Annotated in this window: 14 protein-coding genes; 8 read left to right on the top strand and 6 right to left on the bottom strand. The window is 68.2% G+C overall.

Going from position 1 to position 20,283, the window contains the following annotated elements:
• Positions 1–3: 3 nt before the first annotated feature.
• Positions 4–681 (bottom strand): MliC family protein, encoded by a 678-nt coding sequence (locus AC5Y6Y_RS04330; protein WP_473139642.1) that lies wholly within the window; start codon positions 679–681, stop codon positions 4–6.
• 70 nt (positions 682–751) lie between these two features.
• Here AC5Y6Y_RS04330 and AC5Y6Y_RS04325 point away from each other — a divergent pair, with 70 nt between their 5' ends.
• Together AC5Y6Y_RS04325 and AC5Y6Y_RS04320 are read left to right on the top strand one after the other, a co-directional pair.
• Positions 752–1,768, top strand: coding sequence for an SDR family NAD(P)-dependent oxidoreductase (locus AC5Y6Y_RS04325; protein ID WP_463825153.1), 1,017 nt, complete (start codon positions 752–754; stop codon positions 1,766–1,768).
• A gap of 4 nt (positions 1,769–1,772) precedes the next feature.
• On the top strand, positions 1,773–2,576 hold the full coding sequence (locus AC5Y6Y_RS04320) for an SDR family NAD(P)-dependent oxidoreductase (RefSeq protein ID WP_463825154.1): 804 nt from the start codon (positions 1,773–1,775) through the stop codon (positions 2,574–2,576).
• 7 nt (positions 2,577–2,583) lie between these two features.
• Here AC5Y6Y_RS04320 and AC5Y6Y_RS04315 read toward each other — a convergent pair whose 3' ends face one another.
• From AC5Y6Y_RS04315 to AC5Y6Y_RS04295, 5 genes are all read right to left on the bottom strand, one after another.
• Positions 2,584–4,245: a coiled-coil domain-containing protein gene (locus AC5Y6Y_RS04315; protein WP_473139643.1), complete on the bottom strand. Its 1,662-nt coding sequence runs from the start codon at positions 4,243–4,245 to the stop codon at positions 2,584–2,586.
• A complete protein-coding gene (locus AC5Y6Y_RS04310) occupies positions 4,242–4,874 on the bottom strand; it encodes a hypothetical protein (RefSeq protein ID WP_463825156.1) in 633 nt (210 codons plus the stop codon). The genes AC5Y6Y_RS04315 and AC5Y6Y_RS04310 overlap by 4 nt, the downstream gene beginning before the upstream one ends.
• Before the next feature lie 66 nt (positions 4,875–4,940).
• Complete coding sequence (locus AC5Y6Y_RS04305; RefSeq protein WP_473139644.1) at positions 4,941–6,587, bottom strand: hypothetical protein; 1,647 nt, start codon at positions 6,585–6,587, stop codon at positions 4,941–4,943.
• On the bottom strand, positions 6,587–8,434 hold the full coding sequence (locus tag AC5Y6Y_RS04300; protein WP_473139645.1) for a serine/threonine-protein kinase: 1,848 nt from the start codon (positions 8,432–8,434) through the stop codon (positions 6,587–6,589). Before AC5Y6Y_RS04300 ends, AC5Y6Y_RS04305 begins: the two co-directional genes overlap by 1 nt.
• Positions 8,431–10,287, bottom strand: a complete 1,857-nt coding sequence (locus AC5Y6Y_RS04295; protein ID WP_473139646.1) for a serine/threonine-protein kinase — start codon at positions 10,285–10,287, stop codon at positions 8,431–8,433. Before AC5Y6Y_RS04295 ends, AC5Y6Y_RS04300 begins: the two co-directional genes overlap by 4 nt.
• 77 nt (positions 10,288–10,364) lie before the next feature.
• Here AC5Y6Y_RS04295 and AC5Y6Y_RS04290 point away from each other — a divergent pair, with 77 nt between their 5' ends.
• The 6 genes from AC5Y6Y_RS04290 to ilvA all read left to right on the top strand — a co-directional run bounded on the left by AC5Y6Y_RS04290 (position 10,365) and on the right by ilvA (position 20,277).
• Positions 10,365–10,802: a type II toxin-antitoxin system Rv0910 family toxin gene (locus tag AC5Y6Y_RS04290; RefSeq protein ID WP_463825160.1), complete on the top strand. Its 438-nt coding sequence runs from the start codon at positions 10,365–10,367 to the stop codon at positions 10,800–10,802.
• A 68-nt stretch (positions 10,803–10,870) separates the two neighbouring features.
• Positions 10,871–14,410 carry a DNA polymerase III subunit alpha gene (gene dnaE / locus AC5Y6Y_RS04285; RefSeq protein WP_473139647.1) on the top strand — a complete coding sequence of 1,180 codons (3,540 nt, stop codon included), beginning with the start codon at positions 10,871–10,873 and terminating at the stop codon, positions 14,408–14,410.
• 136 nt (positions 14,411–14,546) lie between these two features.
• On the top strand, positions 14,547–16,412 hold the full coding sequence (locus AC5Y6Y_RS04280; RefSeq protein ID WP_463825162.1) for a lysophospholipid acyltransferase: 1,866 nt from the start codon (positions 14,547–14,549) through the stop codon (positions 16,410–16,412).
• Positions 16,413–16,718: 306 nt separating this feature from the next.
• Positions 16,719–18,485, top strand: coding sequence for an NAD-binding protein (locus AC5Y6Y_RS04275; RefSeq protein ID WP_473139648.1), 1,767 nt, complete (start codon positions 16,719–16,721; stop codon positions 18,483–18,485).
• A 28-nt stretch (positions 18,486–18,513) separates the two neighbouring features.
• Positions 18,514–18,951, top strand: a complete 438-nt coding sequence (locus AC5Y6Y_RS04270; protein WP_463825164.1) for a nitroreductase family deazaflavin-dependent oxidoreductase — start codon at positions 18,514–18,516, stop codon at positions 18,949–18,951.
• Positions 18,952–18,984: 33 nt separating this feature from the next.
• Entirely contained in the window at positions 18,985–20,277 is a 1,293-nt protein-coding gene (gene ilvA / locus AC5Y6Y_RS04265) for a threonine ammonia-lyase IlvA (protein WP_473139649.1), read from the top strand.
• Positions 20,278–20,283: the final 6 nt, after the last annotated feature.

Raw genomic sequence — 20,283 nt, 5'->3', positions numbered from 1 at the left:
CGCTCACTGGGTGTGGCACACGAAGTTGATGCCGTTGAGGTTCAGCCTGACCTCGCCCTGGTGCTCCCAGTACTCGGAGCCCTGCCGGCTGTAGCGGGCGCCGCTGCCCGACGGCTGGACGAACAGGATGATCCGGGTGCCCTTCCAGTTCAACACCGCCGCCTTGGGATCCAGATCGTTGTAGAACTGTGCGGTCAACGGACCGTCCCCGGGCGGACAGTTGTAGGTCACGACCGGCGGGGCGACCGTGGCCGGGTCGGCGATCGCCAACTCGACCAGCCGCGTCTGGTAGGCCTCCACCAGGCAGGTCCGGACGTCGACGCGGTCGGTGCAGCCGTCGCGCACTGTCATGAAAGCGTTCTGCGCGGTCGCGAGCGTGGACTGGTCAGCCCCGGGGCGTGCCAGTGCCTGCTGATACGCCGTCTGCGCCCGGCGGTCCAGGACGGTCAGTTCCGGGTCGTTACACACCAGCTGCTGAGCTTTGACGGTGGATCGGGCGCAGTCCAGGGCCGGTGTCGGCGAGGTGGTGGTGATGCTGGCCGACAGGCCCGGTGCGGCGCTCGCGGTCGACGAGTCCGGGTGCGACGGTCGCGAACCGCACCCGCCGAGCAGCACGGTGGCCGCGATCACGGCGACGACTGAGACGAGCTTGCCCGACATCGGCATTCGGTACCTATTCATCGGTCGATATCCTAGGTTGGCTTTATGACCTGTGTCACACCGTCCACACTGCCCTCAGGAGCAACTGTCAATGAACCTCGGTGATCTCACGAACCTGGTTGAAAAACCGTTCGCGGCCGTGTCGAACATCATCAACACGCCGAACTCCGCCGGGCGATATCGGCCCTTCTACTGGCGGAATCTGCGCGACGCCGTGCAAGGCCGCACACTCGAAGAGGCGGTCGATGGAAAGATCGCGCTGATCACCGGCGGGTCCTCGGGCATCGGCGAGGCGGCCGCACACAAGATCGCCGAGGCGGGCGGCATCGTGGCGCTCGTCGCGCGCACCAAAGAGAACCTGGACAAAGTCGCCGACGACATCCGCGCCAATGGCGGTACCGCCCACGTCTACCCGTGCGACCTGTCCGACGTCGACGCCATCGCCGAGATGGCCGATAAGGTCATCGAGGACCTCGGCGGCGTCGACATCCTGATCAACAACGCGGGCCGGTCCATTCGGCGATCGTTGGCCCTGTCGTACGACCGGATCCACGACTACCAGCGCACCATCCAGCTGAACTACCTGGGCGCGGTGCAGCTGATCCTCAAATTCGTCCCAGGGATGCGCGAACGCGGCTTCGGGCACATCCTCAACGTGTCCTCGGTCGGCGTCCAGACCCGGGCACCGCGGTTCGGCGCCTACATCGCCAGCAAGGCCGCGCTGGACAGCCTGTGCGACGCGCTGCAGGCCGAGACCGTCAGCGACAACGTCCGGTTCACCACCGTGCACATGGCGCTGGTGCGCACGCCGATGATCAGCCCGACCAAGATGTACGACAAGTTCCCGGCACTCACGCCGGACCAGGCCGCCGGCGTGATCACCGACGCGCTGATCCACCGGCCGCGGCGGGCCAGCTCGCCGTTCGGGCAGTTCGCCGCCGTCGCCGACGCCGTCAACCCAGCCGTCATGGACCGGGTGCGCAACCGCGCATTCGGCATGTTCGACGACTCGTCTGCTGCCAAAGGCAGCGAAAGCGATACCGACACAAAGGATCTCGACAAGCGCAGCGAAACGTTCCTGCAGGCCACCCGCGGAATCCACTGGTGATGTCGTGAGCCTTCCCAAACCGAGCAAGCAATCGACCGTCGTCATCACCGGCGCCTCCTCAGGCATCGGCACCGAACTGGCCAACGGGCTGGCCCGCCGGGGCTTTCCGCTGATCCTGGTCGCGCGGCGCCGCGAACGCCTCGACGAGCTGGCCGAAAAACTGCGTGCGGAACACAGCGTCGACGTGGAGGTCTTCCCACTTGACCTGTCCGACAACGAATCCCGCGCAAAGCTGGCCGAACGGCTGCGCAACGAGCCGATCGCCGGGCTGTGCAACAGCGCGGGCTTCGGCACCAGCGGGCGCTTCTACGAGCTGCCGGAGGAGCGGGAAAGCGAGCAGGTCACCCTCAATGCACTGGCGTTGATGGAGCTGACCCGCGCCGTGCTGCCCGGAATGGTCAAGCGGGGCGCCGGTGCGGTGCTCAACATCGCCTCGATCGCGGGCTTCCAGCCGATTCCGTTCATGGCGGTGTATTCAGCGAGCAAGGCGTTCGTGCTGACGTTCTCTGAGGCCGTGCAGGAGGAGCTGCACGGTACCGGCGTGTCGGTGACCGCCCTGTGCCCGGGCCCGGTTCCGACCGAGTGGGCTGAAATCGCCAGCGCCGAGCGGTTCAGCATCCCGATCGCGCAGGTGTCCCCGAAGGACGTCGCCGAGCAGGCCATTGCGGGCATGCTCGCCGGCAAGCGCGGGGTGGTGCCCGGTGTGGTGCCCAAGATCGTCAGCACCGGCGGCAGGATTCTGCCGCGCAGCCTGCTGCTGCCCGGCATCCGGATCGGCAACCGGCTGCGCGGCGGCCCGAGTCACTGACCGGGCGTCAGCCCTGTCGCCACGGGTGGGCGTCCAGCCAGTTGGTGACCGTCGAGATCACCTCGGCGTTCGCGTTCTCGTCCTGCTGGCGTAGCTGGTCAACCAAAACCGAAATGCGTTGCAGCAGAGCACCATAAGCTGCGGCTGCGGCGCCTGCGTACTCTTCTGCCGCCTCGGCCTGCCAGGACGCGGAGTAGTGCGAGGGCAGGTTGTGCAGTTGCTCGGCGAGGTCTCGTGCCTCCGCCTGCGCCGTATCCACCAGGTTGCGCACCGTCTCGACATCCTCGGCCGGGCCCGCTTCCAGAATGCGGTCGAGTTCGCGCACGGTGGCCAGCGCCAACTCGATGGACCTGGTGTGGGCGGCCACCCCCAGCGGGGGCACCGGAAGCGCCAACAGGTTCGCCGCCGCCACACCGGGCTCGCGCACCCGCGCCGCTTCCTGAGCAGCGGCGGCCTGCTCGCGGGCCGCCGCCAGTTCGGTCGCCGAAGTCGCGCGCAACTGCTCGATCTCGCTGTAAGCGCGGGCCACGGCCGCGCCGGCATTCTCGGCCTCGGCGCGGGCACGCGCCACCTCGGCCTGCGCTGCTTCGCGCAGGGCGGCGAGCTGCTGGCCGGCTTGCGCGCGCGCCTCAGTCAACTCTGCGGCCGACGCGGTGCGCACCTGCTCGGTCTCCGCTTTGAGCCGGGTCATCTCGGCCGCGGCGGCGGTGCGGAGCTGCTCGAGCTCTGCCTTGGCCCGGGCCACCTCAGCTTCGGCTGCCCGGTGCGCGGCGGTGATCGCACCGGTGGCCTGCCCGCGGGCCGAGGCGACTTCGGCCGCGGCATCGGCCCGGATCTGGTCGAGTTCGCGGCGCACTTCCTCCAACGCGCGCTCGGCGCTTTCCCGGGCAGTCGCGCGCTCGGCGATGCGCTGCTCAGCACGGGCTTCGGCGGCTGTGGCCCGCTCGTTGGCTGCGGCGATCTCGGCCGCGGCATCGGCGCGCACCCGTTCCAGCTCGGCGCGCACCTGCTCGAACGCCTGGCGCCCGGTCGCCCGGTCCGCGGTGCGCTCGGCGATGCGCTGTTCGGCGCGGCTTTCCGCGGCGGTGACCTGCTCGGTGGCCGTGGCGAGTTCGGCGGCCGTGTCGGCGCGCACCTGAGCGAGTTCGGCGCGTACCTGTTCCAGGGCCCGCTGCGCGGCGGCCCGCTCGGCGGCGCGTTCAGCCTTTGTTGTTTCCAATGTTGTTTCGAAGGCCTGCTGCGCGGCTTGCCGCTCGGCCGCCCACTGCTCTTCCTGCCGCGCGGCCTGGGCCTGCACTTCGCGTGCCCGCTCGCGCGCCGCGGTGGCCACCCGCGCCGATTGTTCAGCCTGCGCCCGGGCCATCGCCACGGCCGCCTCGGCGTCTTTGCGGCCTTGCTGCGCCTCCCGCGCGTGCGCCTCGGCCGCGACCCGCATGTGGTCGGCCTCGACCAGTCGCATCACCGGCGAGAGCCGCTTGCGTGCCGGGCCGGATCGATTTCGGTGCTCGACGAGGTCGCGCTCGCTCATCGCCGCCAGCGCCAGCAATGCCGCGGGCGGTTGCTGTCCGAGCCGCTCGGCGGCGGCGACCGAATCCGCGGCGGCGCGCAGCGTCAACGCCGCCCACTCCGCGGGGTCGAGATCCTCGATGTGTTGTCGTGTGGTGCTCACCCGTGCCGGCGCCTTCCTTTGCCGGCCGGTTCGATAGCGGCCTCATCGGTGGGTGCCGGGGGCTGGTCGGGGGCGGGGGGCTGGTCAGCGGGCGGGACCGACGGCTGGGATTCCCGGGGCTCGCGGGCAGCCGGCGCGTCCCGTCGCGGCGGAGATTGCCGCGCCGCGAGCTGAGACAGCGGTCCAGCCTGCTGCGCCAACACCAGGGAGAATTGGTTGAGGTACACCGTCACCGACCGGGCCAGCGTCTCGTCCCCGAGGAACTCGGCGTCACGCAGCAGCCCGCGCAGCATCTCCAGTGCCAGCTCGGGCCCCAGACCCAGGGTGGCGTTCTCGTGTGCTGCCGGTTCGATCCCCGCGGTCTCCACCACCCACACCAGCCGTTGCCAGCAGCGGTCCAGGGCCGCGCTGCGCTGCGCGTCTTCGCGAAGCTCCTGATGATGCCGGTCACGCTGGTCCTGCTGCAGCGCTTCACGTTTGGCGGCCCGGCGCGCGGCGATGAATGCGATGACCGCCAGAATGATCGCCACCGTCAGGGCAGCCACACCGCCGAATCCCGCCGACGTCAGGAAGTCGCGCGCGGGAGGGAGGGCCCCTTCCGCCACAAAATGACGCTCGTGCAAGCTCATGGCTCGGACCGTATCAAACGGGCCCGGATAAAAATCGCGGCAAAAATCGCGGTGGGAGCGCAGCGGCTATCGGTCCGGCACGATCTTGAGCACCTGTCCGGGTTTCACCAGCTGATCGGACCGGTTCGTGCGCGCCGCGGTCAGCGCGTAGACCGCACCTGCGGAATCCACCGCCACACTCATGGCATGAGAACCCAGCGCCACCTGCACCGGATCGCGTCCGGGCGGCAACTGGAAGAAACCCTTGCCGAAGCCGTCGCCGACGAAGATGTCCCCGGCGTCGTCGAACGCGATGTGATTCGGCTCGATGAGTCCGGGGATGGGCACCACGACGGCAGCGGTGGCGCCGACGGGGAGTTTGAAGACCTGGCCACGTCCGGTACCTCTGATATTCGAGGACACGTAGACGGTGCCGTCTTTGGCGACCGCAATTCCACGGGGCAGATGGAGCCCCTCGAAAGACAAGTCGGTCGGTCGGTTTTGTCCCGGTGCGAGCTTGCGCGCCCCGTACTTCACATTCGGGCCCTCGTCCATGAGTGCACCGACTGCGTAGGTGTTGCCCGCATCGTCGACCGCGATGCCACTGACCGAGGTGAATCCCCGAAACGGCAACCGAATCGGGCTGGATTTGCCCGCCTCCAACAGGTAAACCTGGGCGCCTTCGCTGTAGAAAAGATTGCCGGCCTTATCGACCGCCAGGTCCGTCGCGGAGCGAAAATTCACCCCGGGAACTTCCACCGGGGTCGCCGCGCTGGCCCCCGGCGCCAGCTTCCAGAGCTGCAGCGGGCCGGGTTCGAACATGCTGATGCCCGGATGCGGGATCACCGCGGCCAGCGCGTAAATGTTGCCGGAGCCGTCGACAGCGACACTTTTCGTCGGGAACATCTCGGGAAATGGCAGCACAGTCGGCTGCGCCGTGTAGGTGCGCCGCGGCGGGGCGGCCTTGGTGGTGGATGCCGTCGAGTCGTTGCGGTGCACGACCTTGGGGATCACGATTGCGCCGGTCACCACCACGGCGATCACGGCGACGAGGGCGACAGCCGGGCCGATGTAGCGGCGCCGTCGTGGTGGCGGTATCGGCAGCTGCATCGGCCGGGAGTGCGGAAACGATACGGTAGGTGACTGTCCGTACATCGGAATAGGTTGCGGGACATGATTATTGGATGACTGGCCAGGAGGCGGGAGGGTGAACGTGCGGGTGGCCGCCGCGGACGGCGGTGCCGGGTTGCTGTTCGGCGGCGCAGGGGGCGGGATCGGCGGGTGGACGCGCTGCGCGGCAGCGGCGAATTCGCCGGCGCTGCGGTACCTGTTGGCGGGATCGGCTGCCGTTGCGCGCTCGATGACAGCGTCGAACTCAGCCGGGATTCCGGCTCGCCGCTCGACCGGCGTCGCCGGGTCGAACGGTTGCCCTGTCAGGCACTCGTAAAGCACCCCGGCCAGCGCGGCGATGTCGGCGCGGTAGACCGCGTCGGTGTCGGTGACCAGCACCCGGGTCCGGTCTGCCGAGGGCGTCGCTCCGCCGAGGTCGGCCAAATAGGCTGAACCGTCGCGCGCCAGCAGAATGTTGGCGGTGCTGACGTCGCGGTGGATTCTGCGGTGGGCGTGCGCATCGTCGATCGCCGCCGCGACTTGGCCTACCAGGTGCACCGCACGGACCGGATCGAGCGGGCCACCTTGTGCCAGTAGCGATTTCAGATCGCTGGGCTCCGTCATCAGCCCACCGCGGCTTTGAGCAGCCGGTTGTTCTCGGTCACGTAGATGCCGCCCGCCGCGTCGATCGCCATACCACCGAAGGACTGATTCTCCGGCGCGAACAGCAGGGTCGGGGACGAGGCACCCGCGGACAGCTTGATCAGCCGACCCATGTTGTCGGCGTTGTCGGCCACGTATACGTCGCCCTTGGCGTCCACCACGACGATTTGCGCCCTGCCCAGCTGTCCGAACGGCAGCTGGGTCGGGTTGCTCTCGCCTAGGGCCAACTTCAGCACCCGGCCCGCCTGCAGGGCGTAGACGTTGCCGGCGCCGTCCGTCGCCACGTCCTCGAAAATGCCGGTACCGAACGGCAGCGTGGTGGGGGTCGCGGCACCCGGCGCGAGCGCCAGCACCCGGTCGTTTGCGGCAACGTAGACAGTCCCCGCAGCATCAGCTGCGACGCCATGGGGAAGCATGCGGCCGAAGGGCAACTCGACCGGATCACCGGCGCCGGGCCCCAATTTCAGAATCCTCCCGGCGCCGTCCCGGGGGACATCGGCGACATAGACGTTGCCGGCTGCGTCCACGCTCACCCGTTTGGGCCGGACCAGTCCGCGAAACGGCACCTCAGCGGGCGCATCGGAGTCGGCGGTCAGCTTGTACACCCTGGGGCTGCTGGTGTCGACGACGTAGATTTCCCCGGCCGGGCCGATCGCCACGCCCGCGAGCTGACCGGTTCCGATAATCGGCAATCGGGTGGCGTTCAGGGCGGGGGCGGCGCTGGTGGACGGCGAGCCGGAGCCGCCGGGCGTCGGCGATGCGCTGGTGTTGGGCGCAGCATGCCGGGTCGTGTCGGGCGTGGCCACGACCGCGACGACGCCGACAATGGCGGCTACCAGCGCGATCACGCCCACGGCCAGCACTGCACGGCGACGGGGCTTGCGGTGCAACTTCATTGGCGTGCGCGCAGTGGGCGCGCCCGGGTGTGTCCACGGTTGGGTGGGGACCGCGTGCGGCGGAGTCCAGGGCTGCACCGGGGTGCTCAGCGCGTGCTGAGCGGCCGCACCCAGTTCACCGGCGCTGCGAAAGCGAACCTGCGGGTCCTTGGCCATTCCACGCGCGATCACCTCGTCGAAACCGATCGGGATCCCCGGGTGGTCCTGGCTGGGGCGCGGCGGCGGGGAGGTCAGGTGCGCGGCGACCAGAGCGGGTATTTCGGTGCGACTCTCATACGGTGCGGCCCCGGTCAGGCATTCATACAGCACACAGGCCAGTGCATAGATGTCCGCACCCGGCGTGACCTGGCCGGACGCCAGACGTTCCGGTGCCAGGTAGGCGAACGATCCGATGGTGGTGCCCTCGCTGGTGAGCTTGGTGTCGGTGGCGGCATTGGCCAGGCCGAAGTCCACCAGGCAGGCGAAGTCGTCGGGACCGAGCAGAATGTTGGCCGGCTTGACGTCGCGGTGAATCACCGTTTCGGCGTGCGCGGCATCCAGTGCCGCGGCGATCTGCCGCACCACGTGCACCGCCCGGGCCGGGCTGAGCGCGCCGCCACGTTCCAGGGTGCTCTGCAGATCCGTACCGTCGATCAGGCGCATGTCGATGTAGAGCTGACCGTTGATCTCACCGCAGCCGTGGATGGGCACCACGTGCGGGTCGTGCAGCCGTCCGGCGGTGCGGGCCTCCCGGAACAGCCGCTCCCGGAAAGCCGGGTTCTGCGAGTAGCTGCTGGACAGCAACTTCAGCGCCACCACCCGGTGCATGACCGTGTCCTCGGCTTCGTAGACCTCACCGAATCCGCCGCTGCCCAGCAGCCGGCGCAGCTGATACGGGCCGAACCGCGACCCCGGGAGGAAGCTGGCAGTCATTGCGCGGCACCCAATTCGAGGACTTTGCCGGTCGCGCAGTCGTCGCCGCGGTGACAGTCGACGACGAACAGATCGCCGGCGTCGTCCACGGCGATACCGAACGGGTAGTTGAGGGTGGGAAAGGCGACCTGGGTGGCAGTGCTCGCACCGCTGGCCAACTTGAAGACCCCGCGGCCGTCGATGTCGGTGACGTAGACGTTGCCGTTCTTGTCCACAGCCACACCGTACGGTTGCTGCAGGCCGGGAAACGGCAGTTCGGCGGGGGTGTCGGCACCGGCAGCCAGCTTCAACACCCGCCGCTCCTCCACATCGGCGATGTAAAGGTTCCCGGTGCTGTCCACCGCGATTCCGGCTGGCATGTTCAGCGGTGTGGTCGGCATCAGGGCGGTGGCACTCGTCGCGCCGGGGGCCAGCTTCAGCACCTGCCGAAGCGTGGCGTCGGTGACATAGACGGTGCCGTCGGCGCCGACCGCCACCCCGACCGGTCTGCCCAGGTGCCCGAACGTCAGCGGAGCAGGCCCACGACCGCCCGGCGCCAACTTCCACACCGCGGATGCGTGGAAGTCGGCGACGTAGACCGCACCCGCCGGGTCCACCGCGACCCCTTCGCCGTACAGCTCACCGAACGGTAGCTCGGTAGGCGAGGGCTGGCCGGGTGGCAACCTCAGCACCCGGCCATTGGGGGAGTGGCTGCTCAGCTCGACCGCGTAGACGCTGCCGTCGTGACCGACGGCCACCCCGCGGGCCTGCACCAGGTCCGGGAATTTCAGCACCGTCGGGACCGTCGAGGACGGCCGCGGCGTGCTGGTCGCCGCGCGCCCGGTGGCAGCATCCCGGCGCGTGACAACAACGACGGCCGCCGCGGCCGCCACCGCGACGATGATGGCCGCCGCGACGGCGACCACCCTGCGACGGCGCGGTTTTCGGCGCTCGGGTGGCACCCACGGCGGTGGCGCGGCCGGCACGGGCGGGGGCAGCGGCACCGGCGGCGGCGCGGTGGTCCACTCGCGGGTGGTCGCGGCCGGACCCAGTGCGTTGTGCGCGGCGGCGGCCAGCTGACCCGCGCTGGAATAACGGTCGTCGGGATGCTTGGCCATGCCCCGCGCGATGACCTCGTCGAACCCGGCGGGGATGCCGGCCCGCTGCTGGCTGGGCCGCGGGATCGGGGCGGTCAGCTGGGCGTTGATCAGCGCGGTCAGATCCTGGTGCTGGGCAAACGGTGGTGCCCCGGTCAGTAGTTCATAGAGCACGCACGCCAGCGAGTACACGTCGCAGCGCGGGTCGATCACTGGATTCTCGCAAAGCCGTTCCGGAGCAACGTAATCGAACGTGCCGACCGCCTTTCCGGTGCCGGTCAGCCGGGCGTCGCCGGCCGCGCTGGCCAGGCCGAAGTCGACCAGGCTGGCGAAGTCGTCACCGGAGAGCAGGATGTTCGCCGGTTTGACGTCGCGGTGTAACACCGTCTCGGCGTGCGCGGCGTCCAGGGCTGCCGCGACCTGGCGCACCAGATTCACTGCCCGCGCCGGCGGGAGCGGGCCGTCCCGGCGCAGCACGGTGTCCAGATCCACGCCGCGCACCAGTCGCATGTCGATGTAGACCTGGCCGTCGATCTCGCCGCAACCGTGGATCGGCAGCACGTGTGGTTCCCGCAGCCGGCCGGCGGTGCGGGCCTCCCGGAACAGCCGCTCGCGGAACACCGGGTTTTGCGAATAGGTGCTGCTCAGCAGCTTCAACGCCACCACGCGGTGCATGGCGGTGTCCTCAGCTTCGTACACCTCGCCGTAACCGCCGGCACCCAGCAGCCGCACCAACCGATACGGCCCGAACTGCGACCCCGCCCGATTCTCGACCACCGACCTGCCCTCCGCTTCGCCGCTGAGCGTATCCGGGGTGGAGGGCCGCCGGTCGCGCTGGCGTTACGCTCACCGCTATGGCATCCGTTGACCTGACCCTGGACGTACCGATGACCCCGCAGGAAATGTGGGAGCACGTCTCGGACCTGTCGACCCTGGGCGACTGGCTGGTCTTGCACGAGGGCTGGCGCAGCGAGTTGCCCGACGTCGACGACATCACCGAAGGCACGCAGGTGGTGGGCGTCGCGCGCTCCAAAGGCCTGCGCAACCGGGTGACCTGGACGATCACCAAGTGGGATCCGCCGCACAAGGTCGCGATGGCCGGGGACGGCAAGGGCGGAGCAAAGTACAAGGTCACGCTGACGGTGACGCAATCCAAGGACGGCGCCACCCTTGGCCTGTCCGTTGACCTGGGCGGCCCCGCGCTGTTCGGTCCGATCGGCAAAGTCGCGGCCCGCGCGGCCAAGGGTGACGTGCAAAAGTCGCTCGACAACTTCGTCGAGTTGTACGGCTGAAACCGGCCAAGACACGTGCTGCGACACGCCGGGACCGTGTCGGTGCGCGGTCATAGACTTGCCTCCCTATGAGTGAGTCGTCGTTCGTGCACCTGCACAACCACACCGAGTATTCGATGCTCGACGGTGCCGCGAAGATCTCCCCGATGTTCGCTGAGGCCGCCCGGCTGGGCATGCCCGCGATCGGCATGACCGACCACGGAAACATGTTCGGCGCCAGCGAGTTCTACACTTCGGCGTGCAAGGCCGGGATCAAGCCGATCATCGGGGTCGAGGCCTACATCGCGCCCGGCTCGCGCTTTGACACCCGTCGCATCACCTGGGGCGATCCCGGGCAGAAGGGCGACGACGTATCCGGCAGCGGGTCCTACACCCACATGACGATGATGGCCGAGAACGCGACCGGCCTGCGCAACCTGTTCAAGCTGTCGTCCCTGGCGTCGTTTGAAGGCCAGCTGGGCAAATGGTCGCGCATGGACGCCGAACTCATCGCCGAGCATGCCGAGGGCATCATCGCCACCACCGGTTGCCCGTCCGGCGAGGTGCAGACCCGGTTGCGGCTGGGCCATGACCGCGAAGCGCTGGAGTCCGCCGCCAAGTGGCGCGAGATCTTCGGCGCGGACAACTTCTTCCTCGAGCTGATGGACCACGGAATCTCGATCGAACAGCGGGTCCGGCAAGGTCTGCTCGACATCGGCCGTCAGCTCGGTATCCCGCCCCTGGCCACCAACGACTGCCACTACGTCACCCGTGACGCCGCGCACAACCACGAGGCGCTGCTGTGCGTGCAAACCGGCAAGACGCTCTCGGACCCCAACCGGTTCAAGTTCGACGGCGACGGCTACTACCTCAAGTCCGCCGCCGACATGCGCCGACTCTGGGACGACGAGGTGCCCGGGGCCTGCGACTCCACCCTGCTGATCGCCGAACGGGTCCAGTCCTACGCCGACGTGTGGACGCCGCGGGACCGGATGCCGGTCTTCCCGGTGCCCGAGGGGCACGACCAGGCGTCGTGGCTGCGCCACGAGGTGATGGCCGGCCTGCAGCGGCGCTTCCCGGCCGGCGTGGGCCAGGACTACCTCGACCGGGCCGACTACGAGATCAAAGTCATCTGCGACAAGGGCTTTCCGGCTTACTTCCTGATCGTCGCGGACCTGATCAACTACGCGCGGTCGGTCGACATCCGGGTCGGGCCGGGCCGTGGTTCGGCGGCGGGTTCGCTGGTCGCCTACGCGATGGGCATCACCAACATCGACCCCATCCCGCACGGTCTGCTGTTCGAGCGGTTCCTCAACCCCGAGCGCCCGTCGGCGCCGGACATCGACATCGACTTCGACGACCGGCGGCGCGGTGAGATGGTGCGCTACGCCGCCGACAAGTGGGGTCAGGACCGGGTCGCCCAGGTCATCACCTTCGGCACCATCAAAACCAAAGCGGCGCTGAAGGATTCGGCGCGAATCCACTACGGGCAGCCCGGATTCGCGATCGCCGACCGGATCACCAAGGCGCTGCCGCCGCCCATCATGGCCAAGGACATCCCGCTGTCGGGCATCACCGACCCGGCCCACGAGCGGTACAAGGAGGCCGCTGAGGTCCGCAGCCTGATCGAGACCGACCCCGACGTGCGCACCATCTACCAGACCGCGCGCGGCCTGGAGGGGCTGATCCGCAACGCCGGGGTGCACGCGTGCGCGGTGATCATGAGCAGCGAGCCGCTGACCGAGGCGATTCCGCTGTGGAAGCGACCGCAGGACGGCGCCATCATCACCGGCTGGGATTACCCGTCGTGCGAGGCCATCGGCCTGCTGAAGATGGACTTCCTGGGCCTGCGCAACCTGACGATCATCGGCGACGCGATCGAGAACATCAAGGCCAACCGGGGCATCGACCTCGACCTGGAAACGCTGCCGCTGGACGACAAGCTGACCTACGAACTGCTGGGCCGCGGCGACACGCTCGGCGTGTTCCAGCTCGACGGCGGCCCGATGCGCGACCTGCTGCGCCGCATGCAGCCCACCGAGTTCAACGACATCGTCGCGGTACTGGCGCTGTACCGCCCCGGACCGATGGGCATGAACGCACACAACGACTACGCCGACCGCAAGAACAATCGGCAGGCGATCAAACCGATCCATCCCGAGCTCGAGGAACCGTTACGCGAAATCCTCTCCGAGACTTACGGTTTGATCGTCTACCAAGAGCAGATCATGTTCATCGCCCAGAAGGTCGCCTCCTACACGATGGGCAAGGCCGACGCGCTGCGCAAAGCGATGGGCAAGAAGAAACTCGAGGTGCTCGAGGCCGAGTACAAGGGTTTCTACGAAGGCATGACCGCCAACGGTTTCTCCGAAAAAGCGGTGAAAGCGTTGTGGGACACCATCCTTCCGTTCGCCGGGTATGCCTTCAACAAGTCGCACGCCGCCGGCTACGGATTGGTCTCCTACTGGACCGCTTATCTCAAGGCCAACTATCCCGCCGAATACATGGCGGGTCTGCTCACCTCCGTCGGCGACGACAAGGACAAGGCCGCGGTCTACCTCGCCGACTGCCGCCGGTTGGGCATCACCGTGCTGCCGCCCGACGTCAACGAGTCGCTGGTGAACTTCGCCTCGGTCGGCAAGGACATCCGCTTCGGGATGGGCGCGGTGCGCAATGTCGGCGCCAACGTCGTCGGCTCGCTGATCAAGACCCGCAACGAGAAGGGCAAATACACCGACTTCTCGGACTACCTGAACAAGATCGACATCTCGGCCTGCAACAAGAAGGTCACCGAGTCGCTGATCAAGGCCGGCGCGTTCGATTCGCTCGGGCATGCCCGCAAGGGCCTTTTCCTGGTGCACACCGACGCCGTCGACAGTGTGCTGGGCACCAAGAAGGCCGAGGCGATGGGCCAGTTCGACCTGTTCGGCGGCGCCGACGGCGACGGTGCCGGCGACGCCGTCTTCGCCATCAAAGTGCCCGACGACGAATGGGAAGACAAACACAAGCTCGCGCTGGAGCGCGAAATGCTGGGGCTCTACGTGTCCGGCCACCCGCTCAACGGGGTGGCGCACCTGCTGGCCACCCAGGTCGACACCGCGATCCCGGCGATCCTGGACGGCGACGTCCCCAACGACGCGCAGGTGCGGGTCGGCGGCATCCTGGCGTCGGTGAACCGACGGGTGAACAAGAACGGAATGCCCTGGGCATCAGCACAATTGGAGGACCTGACCGGCGGTATCGAGGTGATGTTCTTCCCGCACACGTACTCTAACTTCGGCGCCGAGATCGCCGACGACGTGGTGGTGCTGGTCAGCGGCAAGGTCGCGGTGCGTGACGACCGGATCAGCCTGATCGCCAACGAGCTGGTGGTGCCCGACTTCTCGAACGCCCAACCCAACCGGCCGCTGGCGGTGAGCCTGCCGACCCGGCAGTGCACGGTGGACAAGGTCAGCGCGCTCAAGCAGGTGCTGACCCGCCACCCCGGCACCTCGCAGGTGCATCTGCGGTTGATCAGTGGCGAGCGGATCACCACGCTGGAACTGGACCAGTCGCTGCGGGTGACGCCGTCGCCGGCGTTGATGGGGGACCTCAAGGAGTTGCTCGGCCCCGGTTGCCTGGGTGGTTAGACCGACCCCGGGACACGCCTTGACGCGTCGCGGGATACGGACTCGGCGGGATGATTGAGCCCCTATTCGGCGGGCCACGGACGTACGCTCACCGTTATGACCGCGCCGCAACCGGCCTGACAGCGAGGGAGTAAGAGTGACTGCACGCGAAGTCGGTCGCAGCGGGGTGCGAAAGCTGTTGCAGCGCACCGGGCTTGTCGACGAAGCCACGACGCCGCTGGCGACCGACCCGGACGCGGTTACCCAGCTGTTGGATGCGCAGTGGTTCGGCGAGCGGCTCGACGCGTTGGCCGGCGAGCTGGGCCGCGACCCGGAGAGCGTGCGGGTGGAGGCCGCGGGTTACCTGCGCGAAGTGGCGGCGTCCCTGGACGAGCGCGCGGTGCAGGCCTGGCGGGGATTCAGCCGCTGGCTGATGCGGGCCTACGACGTGCTGGTCGACGAGGACCAGATCGCGCAGCTGCGCGCTCTGGACCGCAAGGCCACGTTGGCGTTCGCGTTCTCGCACCGCTCCTACCTGGACGGCATGCTGCTGCCGGAGGAGATCGCGGCCAACCGGTTGTCGTCGGCCTTCACCTTCGGCGGCGCCAACCTCAACTTCTTCCCGATGGGCGGCTTCGCCAAGCGCACCGGCACCATCTTCATCCGCCGGCAGACCAAGGACATTCCGGTCTACCGGTTCGTCCTGCGGGCCTACACCGCGCAGCTGGTGCAGAACCACACCAACCTCACCTGGTCGATCGAAGGTGGACGCACCCGCACCGGCAAGTTGCGCCCGCCGGTGTTCGGCATCCTGCGCTACCTCACCGACGCCGTCGACGAAATCGACGGACCCGAAGTGTATTTGGTGCCGACGTCGATCGTGTACGACCAGCTGCACGAGGTCGAAGCGATGACCACCGAGGCCTACGGCGCGGCGAAACGTCCCGAGGACTTCCGGTTCCTGGTCCGGCTGTCCCGCCAGCAGGGCGAACGACTGGGCCGGGCCTATCTCGACTTCGGCGAACCGTTGCCGTTGCGCAAGCGTCTCGAGGAGCTGCGGGCGGACCCGTCGGGCACGGGCACCGTCGTGGAACGCATCGCGCTGGACGTCGAACACCGGATCAACCGCGCCACCCCGGTCACACCGACTGCGGTGGTGAGCCTGGCCCTGCTGGGCGCGGACCGTTCGCTGTCGATCAGCGAGGTACTCGCCACGGTGCGGCCGTTGGCGAGCTACATCGCCGCCCGTGAATGGGCGGTGGCCGGGGCGGCGGACCTGACCAACAAGTCGACGATCCGCTGGACCCTGCACCAGATGGTGGCTTCCGGCGTGGTCAGCGTGTACGACGCCGGCACCGAGGCGGTGTGGGGGATCGGCGCCGACCAGCACCTGGTCGCGGCGTTCTACCGCAACACCGCCATCCACATCCTGGTCGACCGGGCCATCGCCGAGCTGGCGTTGCTGGCGGCCTCGGAATGCCCGACCGAGGGCACGGTTTCGCCGGCATCTGTCCGCGACGAGGCGCTGCAACTGCGCGAGCTGCTGAAGTTCGAGTTCCTGTTCTCGGCGCGCGCGCAGTTCGAGATGGAACTCGCCGCCGAAGTGCGCCTGATCGGCCCGGTCGAAGACACCACCAAAGCGGTCAGCGCCGCCGAGGTACGGCACTTGCTGGAGTCGGCGGATCTGCTGTTGGCGCACCTGGTGCTGCGCCCGTTCCTGGACGCCTATCACATCGTCGCCGACCGGTTGGCCGCCCTCGAAGACGAAGCGCTGGACGAGGATGCGTTTTTGACCGAATGCCTGGAGGTGGGCAAGCAGTGGGAACTGCAGCGCCGCATCGCCAACGCCGAGTCCCGGTCGATGGAGCTGTTCAAGACCGCACTGCGGCTGGCGCGGCATCGGGAGCTGGTGGACGGTCCCGACCAGGCCGACCTGGCCAAGCGACGCCGGGAGTTCGCCGACGAGATCGCCACTGCGACCCGGCGGGTCAACGTGATCGCCGAACTGGCCCGGACGCGCTGATCGTCCTGCGCTCTCGTCAGCAAGGTGGCAGGGAACCCGCAGGCGATCCCCAGTTGGCGGTGAGTCGTGCGTCGAGCTATCGAATGGTGCTGCGGTGCAACGTAATTGAGCAGGCAAACCCGACGAGCGCCGGAACTGTCCGCGGGGAATCCCGCTGGTAGTCTCGCGGCAACAGCAGTGGTGAAAGCCGCCAGTAGCACATGAACGGCAAAAGCTAACGCCTGCAGCGTAATCGAAGCGGAGCCACTCGGATCTCGGTATATCTCGCGCGACGATGAGCCAGGCCGGCGCGTCGAGGAGGTTCCCATGCACGAGCTCGTGATCGTCAGCGGCGACGACGCGCTGGCTACGACGGTCATCGACGAACTGGTACGCGCGGGTGCCAGCGTCGTGCGGCTCAGCGCTGCAGATCTGGCCGGTAAGCAGGTCAACGGTGAACTGGCCAGGGCCGGAATTGCGACGGCCACCGCCGTGGTCTGTGCAGGTGACGACGACGCGATCAATCTGGAAATCGCGCTGCTGGCCCGCCGGGCCAATCCCGACGTACGCGTGGTGGCCCGGCTGACCAACGACGTGCTGCGCGAAGCGGTGGCCGCCGACGAGGGGCCGAGCGCGATCTTCGACGTCGCGACCCTCACCGCACCCGCGGTCGTGGAAGCGTGCCTGGCGCGCACCACACATCCCCTGCAGGTGGCAGGTATCGACTTCGTTGTGTTCGGCGCCGACGCGACCCGCGACGCGACCATCCGCGACATCTTCGGGCAGTTGGCGCCCGTCGCCGTCGTCCGCGGCGAGAACAGTTGCACCCCGGGCGATGTCGTGGCCTGCCCGGGCCGCGACTTGACGGTGCGTGCCGGCGACTGGATGTCGATGATCGGCACTCGGGACGATGCGGCCGCCTACGGCATCCGGGTGCCTCGGACCGAGACGACACGTACCCGCCCGTCGCGCCTACGGCGGTCGCTGGCGTCGCTGCGCGCTCTGCCCAGCGACGTCAACCCGGCGTTCTACCCGGTGATCGCGGCGCTGGTCTGCTTGATCGCCGGGTCGACGACGCTGTTGCACTTCTCCTACACCCATCCCGGAATGTCGTGGGTCGACGCGTTCTACTTCACCAACGAGACCATCACCACCACGGGCTACGGGGACTTCAGCTTCGCGCAGCAGCCCACCTGGTTGCGGATCTTCGCCGCCATGTTGATGTTGGGCGGCGTGACGACCACCGCGTTGCTGGTCGCGTTCGTCGCCGATGTGCTGCTGTCGCGCCGCTTCGTGATGGCGTCCGGGCGGCCGCGGGCCCGGCATCTGCGCAGCCACGTCATCGTCGTCGGGTTGAGCGGGCTCGGGATGCGGGTGGTCAGCGACCTCACCGCGGCCGGTCACGACGTCGCGGTGATCGAACGCGACCCCGGTAACCCGTATCTGTCGGCGATGAACGAACTCGACGTGCCCGTCATCTTCGGCGACGCCACCATGCCGAAGGTCCTGGCTGCGGCGCGTGCTGATCGCGCCCGTGCGGTGGCGGTGTTGACCCGCAGTGACATGATCAACATCGAGACCGGGATTGTGCTGCGCGGGTTGTTCGGCTCGCAGGGGGAGGGCGGGCGAAACCGCTGGGGCCGAGTACCTTTGGTGCTCCGCGTCTACGACCACGAGCTCGGGTCTGCGGTGGCGCAGCGTTTCGGTTTCGAAAACGTCAGATCCACCGTCGAAATGGCGGTGCCGTGGTTCGTCGGCGCAGCGATCGGCCTGCAGGTGCTGGGCACGTTCTCGGTCGGCAACCGGTCGTTTCTGGTCGGCGGAATGCACGTGCAGCCGGGCAGCGAACTCGACGGTCAGCAGATGTTCGAGATGTCGAACCAGATCCGCGTCATTGCGATCACCCGGGACGACGCAGCGGCGCAACTGTTGCCGCGCCGCGACGCCCGGCTCATCGCCGGCGACACCGTGTACCTGGTGGGGCCCTACCGGGAACTGCTGGCCACCCTGCGCAAGGGGCAACCCGATCGAGTCGCTGCCGCGGCGCGACCGGCGACCCGTGCCGAGATGGCCGGGGTGCGCAGTCTGCGATGACGGTCGGGCGCGGGCCTAGAGTGGGTGCATGCCGTTAGAAGGTGAATACGAACCCAGCCCCTGGGATTGGTCCCGCGAGCAGGCCGACAAGATCGCCGAATCCGGCGGAACCGAAGGCACCGAACTCAAGGGCATGAAAGTCGTCCTGCTGACCACGGTCGGCGCCAAGACCGGCAAGCTGCGCAAGACTCCGCTGATGCGCGTCGAGCACGACGGCGAGTACGCGATCGTCGCCTCGCTCGGCGGCGCCCCGAAGAACCCGGTTTGGTACTACAACGTCAAGAAGAACCCCCGGGTCGAGTTGCAGGACGGCACCGTCACGCGCGACTACGACGCCCGCGAGGTTTTCGACGACGAGAAGGCCGTCTGGTGGGAGCGTGCCGTCGCGGCGTACCCGGACTACGCGGACTACCAGACCAAGACCGACCGCCAGATTCCGGTGTTTGTGCTCACCCCGGTGAACTGAGCTGGCGTTGCCGTGGCATGGCACCATTGACCGGTGTCCGCCGAACTGAGCAGGAGCCTGTCTGACCCCACCGGTCTGCCGCTGTGTGCGGCCGACATCGACGGCGCGGCCAAGCGGATCGCGCCGGTGGTCACACCCACTCCGTTGCAGCTCAGCGACCGGCTGTCCCAGATCACCGGCGCCACGGTCTTTCTCAAACGCGAAGACCTGCAGGTGGTCCGCTCGTACAAGCTGCGTGGGGCCTACAACCTGCTGGTGCAGCTGTCCGAGGAGGAGCTGGCCGCCGGCGTGGTGTGCTCGTCGGCCGGGAATCACGCCCAGGGCTTTGCCTTCGCCTGCCGGTCGCTGGGGGTGCACGGCCGCGTCTACGTACCCGCCAAGACGCCCAAGCAGAAGCGCGACCGGATCCTCTATCACGGCGGCGAGTTCATCGAGCTGATCGTCGGCGGGTCCACCTACGACCTGGCCGCCGAGGCCGCCCGCCTGGACGTGGCCCGCACCGGCGCCACCCTGGTGCCGCCGTACGACGATCTGCGCACCATGGCCGGCCAGGGCACCATCGCCGTCGAGATCCTGGACGCGCTGGGAGTTGAACCCGACCTGGTGGTGGTTCCGGTGGGCGGCGGCGGCTGCATCGCCGGCATCACCACCTACCTCGCCGAACGCACCACCACCACGTCGGTGCTGGGGATCGAGCCGGCCGGTGCCGCTGCGATGATGGCTGCGCTGGCCGCGGGTGCGCCGGTCACGCTGGATGCCGTCGATCAGTTCGTTGACGGCGCTGCGGTGGCGCGCGCGGGCGCCCTGCCGTATGCGGCTTTGGCGGCGGCCGGCGACATGGTGTCGATCACCACCGTCGACGAAGGCGCAGTGTGCACCGCGATGCTCAACCTGTATCAGAACGAAGGCATCATCGCCGAGCCCGCGGGCGCCTTGTCGGTGGCCGGCCTGCTGGAGGCCGACGTCCCGGCCGGCTCGACGGTGGTGTGCCTGATCTCCGGCGGCAACAACGACGTCTCCCGATACGGTGAGGTGCTGGAGCGTTCGCTGGTCCATCTCGGTCTCAAGCACTACTTCCTGGTCGACTTCCCGCAGGAACCCGGGGCGCTGCGGCGGTTCCTCGACCAGGTGCTCGGCCCAGGTGACGACATCACCCTGTTCGAGTACGTCAAACGCAACAACCGCGAGACGGGTGAGGCGTTGGTCGGCATCCAGCTGGGATCGGCCGCGGATCTGGATGGTCTGCTGGCGCGCATCCGCGACACCGAGATGCACGTGGAAACGCTGCTGCCCGGTTCACCGGCTTTCCGCTACCTGGTGCACTGAGGCCGT

Source organism: Mycobacterium sp. NGS24, from assembly GCF_059813065.1.
Note: the sequence above shows the minus strand (reverse complement) of the source record. Positions and strands in the feature narration are given on the sequence as shown.

Coding starts and splice junctions, on each gene's coding strand:
- AC5Y6Y_RS04300 (WP_473139645.1), bottom strand. CDS start 8,434: ATGACTGCCAGCTTCCTCCCGGGGTCGCGGTTCGGCCCGTATCAGCTG.
- AC5Y6Y_RS04305 (WP_473139644.1), bottom strand. CDS start 6,587: ATGACGGAGCCCAGCGATCTGAAATCGCTACTGGCACAAGGTGGCCCG.
- AC5Y6Y_RS04330 (WP_473139642.1), bottom strand. CDS start 681: ATGAATAGGTACCGAATGCCGATGTCGGGCAAGCTCGTCTCAGTCGTC.
- AC5Y6Y_RS04270 (WP_463825164.1), top strand. CDS start 18,514: ATGCCGTTAGAAGGTGAATACGAACCCAGCCCCTGGGATTGGTCCCGC.
- AC5Y6Y_RS04310 (WP_463825156.1), bottom strand. CDS start 4,874: ATGAGCTTGCACGAGCGTCATTTTGTGGCGGAAGGGGCCCTCCCTCCC.
- dnaE (WP_473139647.1), top strand. CDS start 10,871: ATGAGTGAGTCGTCGTTCGTGCACCTGCACAACCACACCGAGTATTCG.
- AC5Y6Y_RS04325 (WP_463825153.1), top strand. CDS start 752: ATGAACCTCGGTGATCTCACGAACCTGGTTGAAAAACCGTTCGCGGCC.
- AC5Y6Y_RS04290 (WP_463825160.1), top strand. CDS start 10,365: ATGGCATCCGTTGACCTGACCCTGGACGTACCGATGACCCCGCAGGAA.
- AC5Y6Y_RS04275 (WP_473139648.1), top strand. CDS start 16,719: ATGCACGAGCTCGTGATCGTCAGCGGCGACGACGCGCTGGCTACGACG.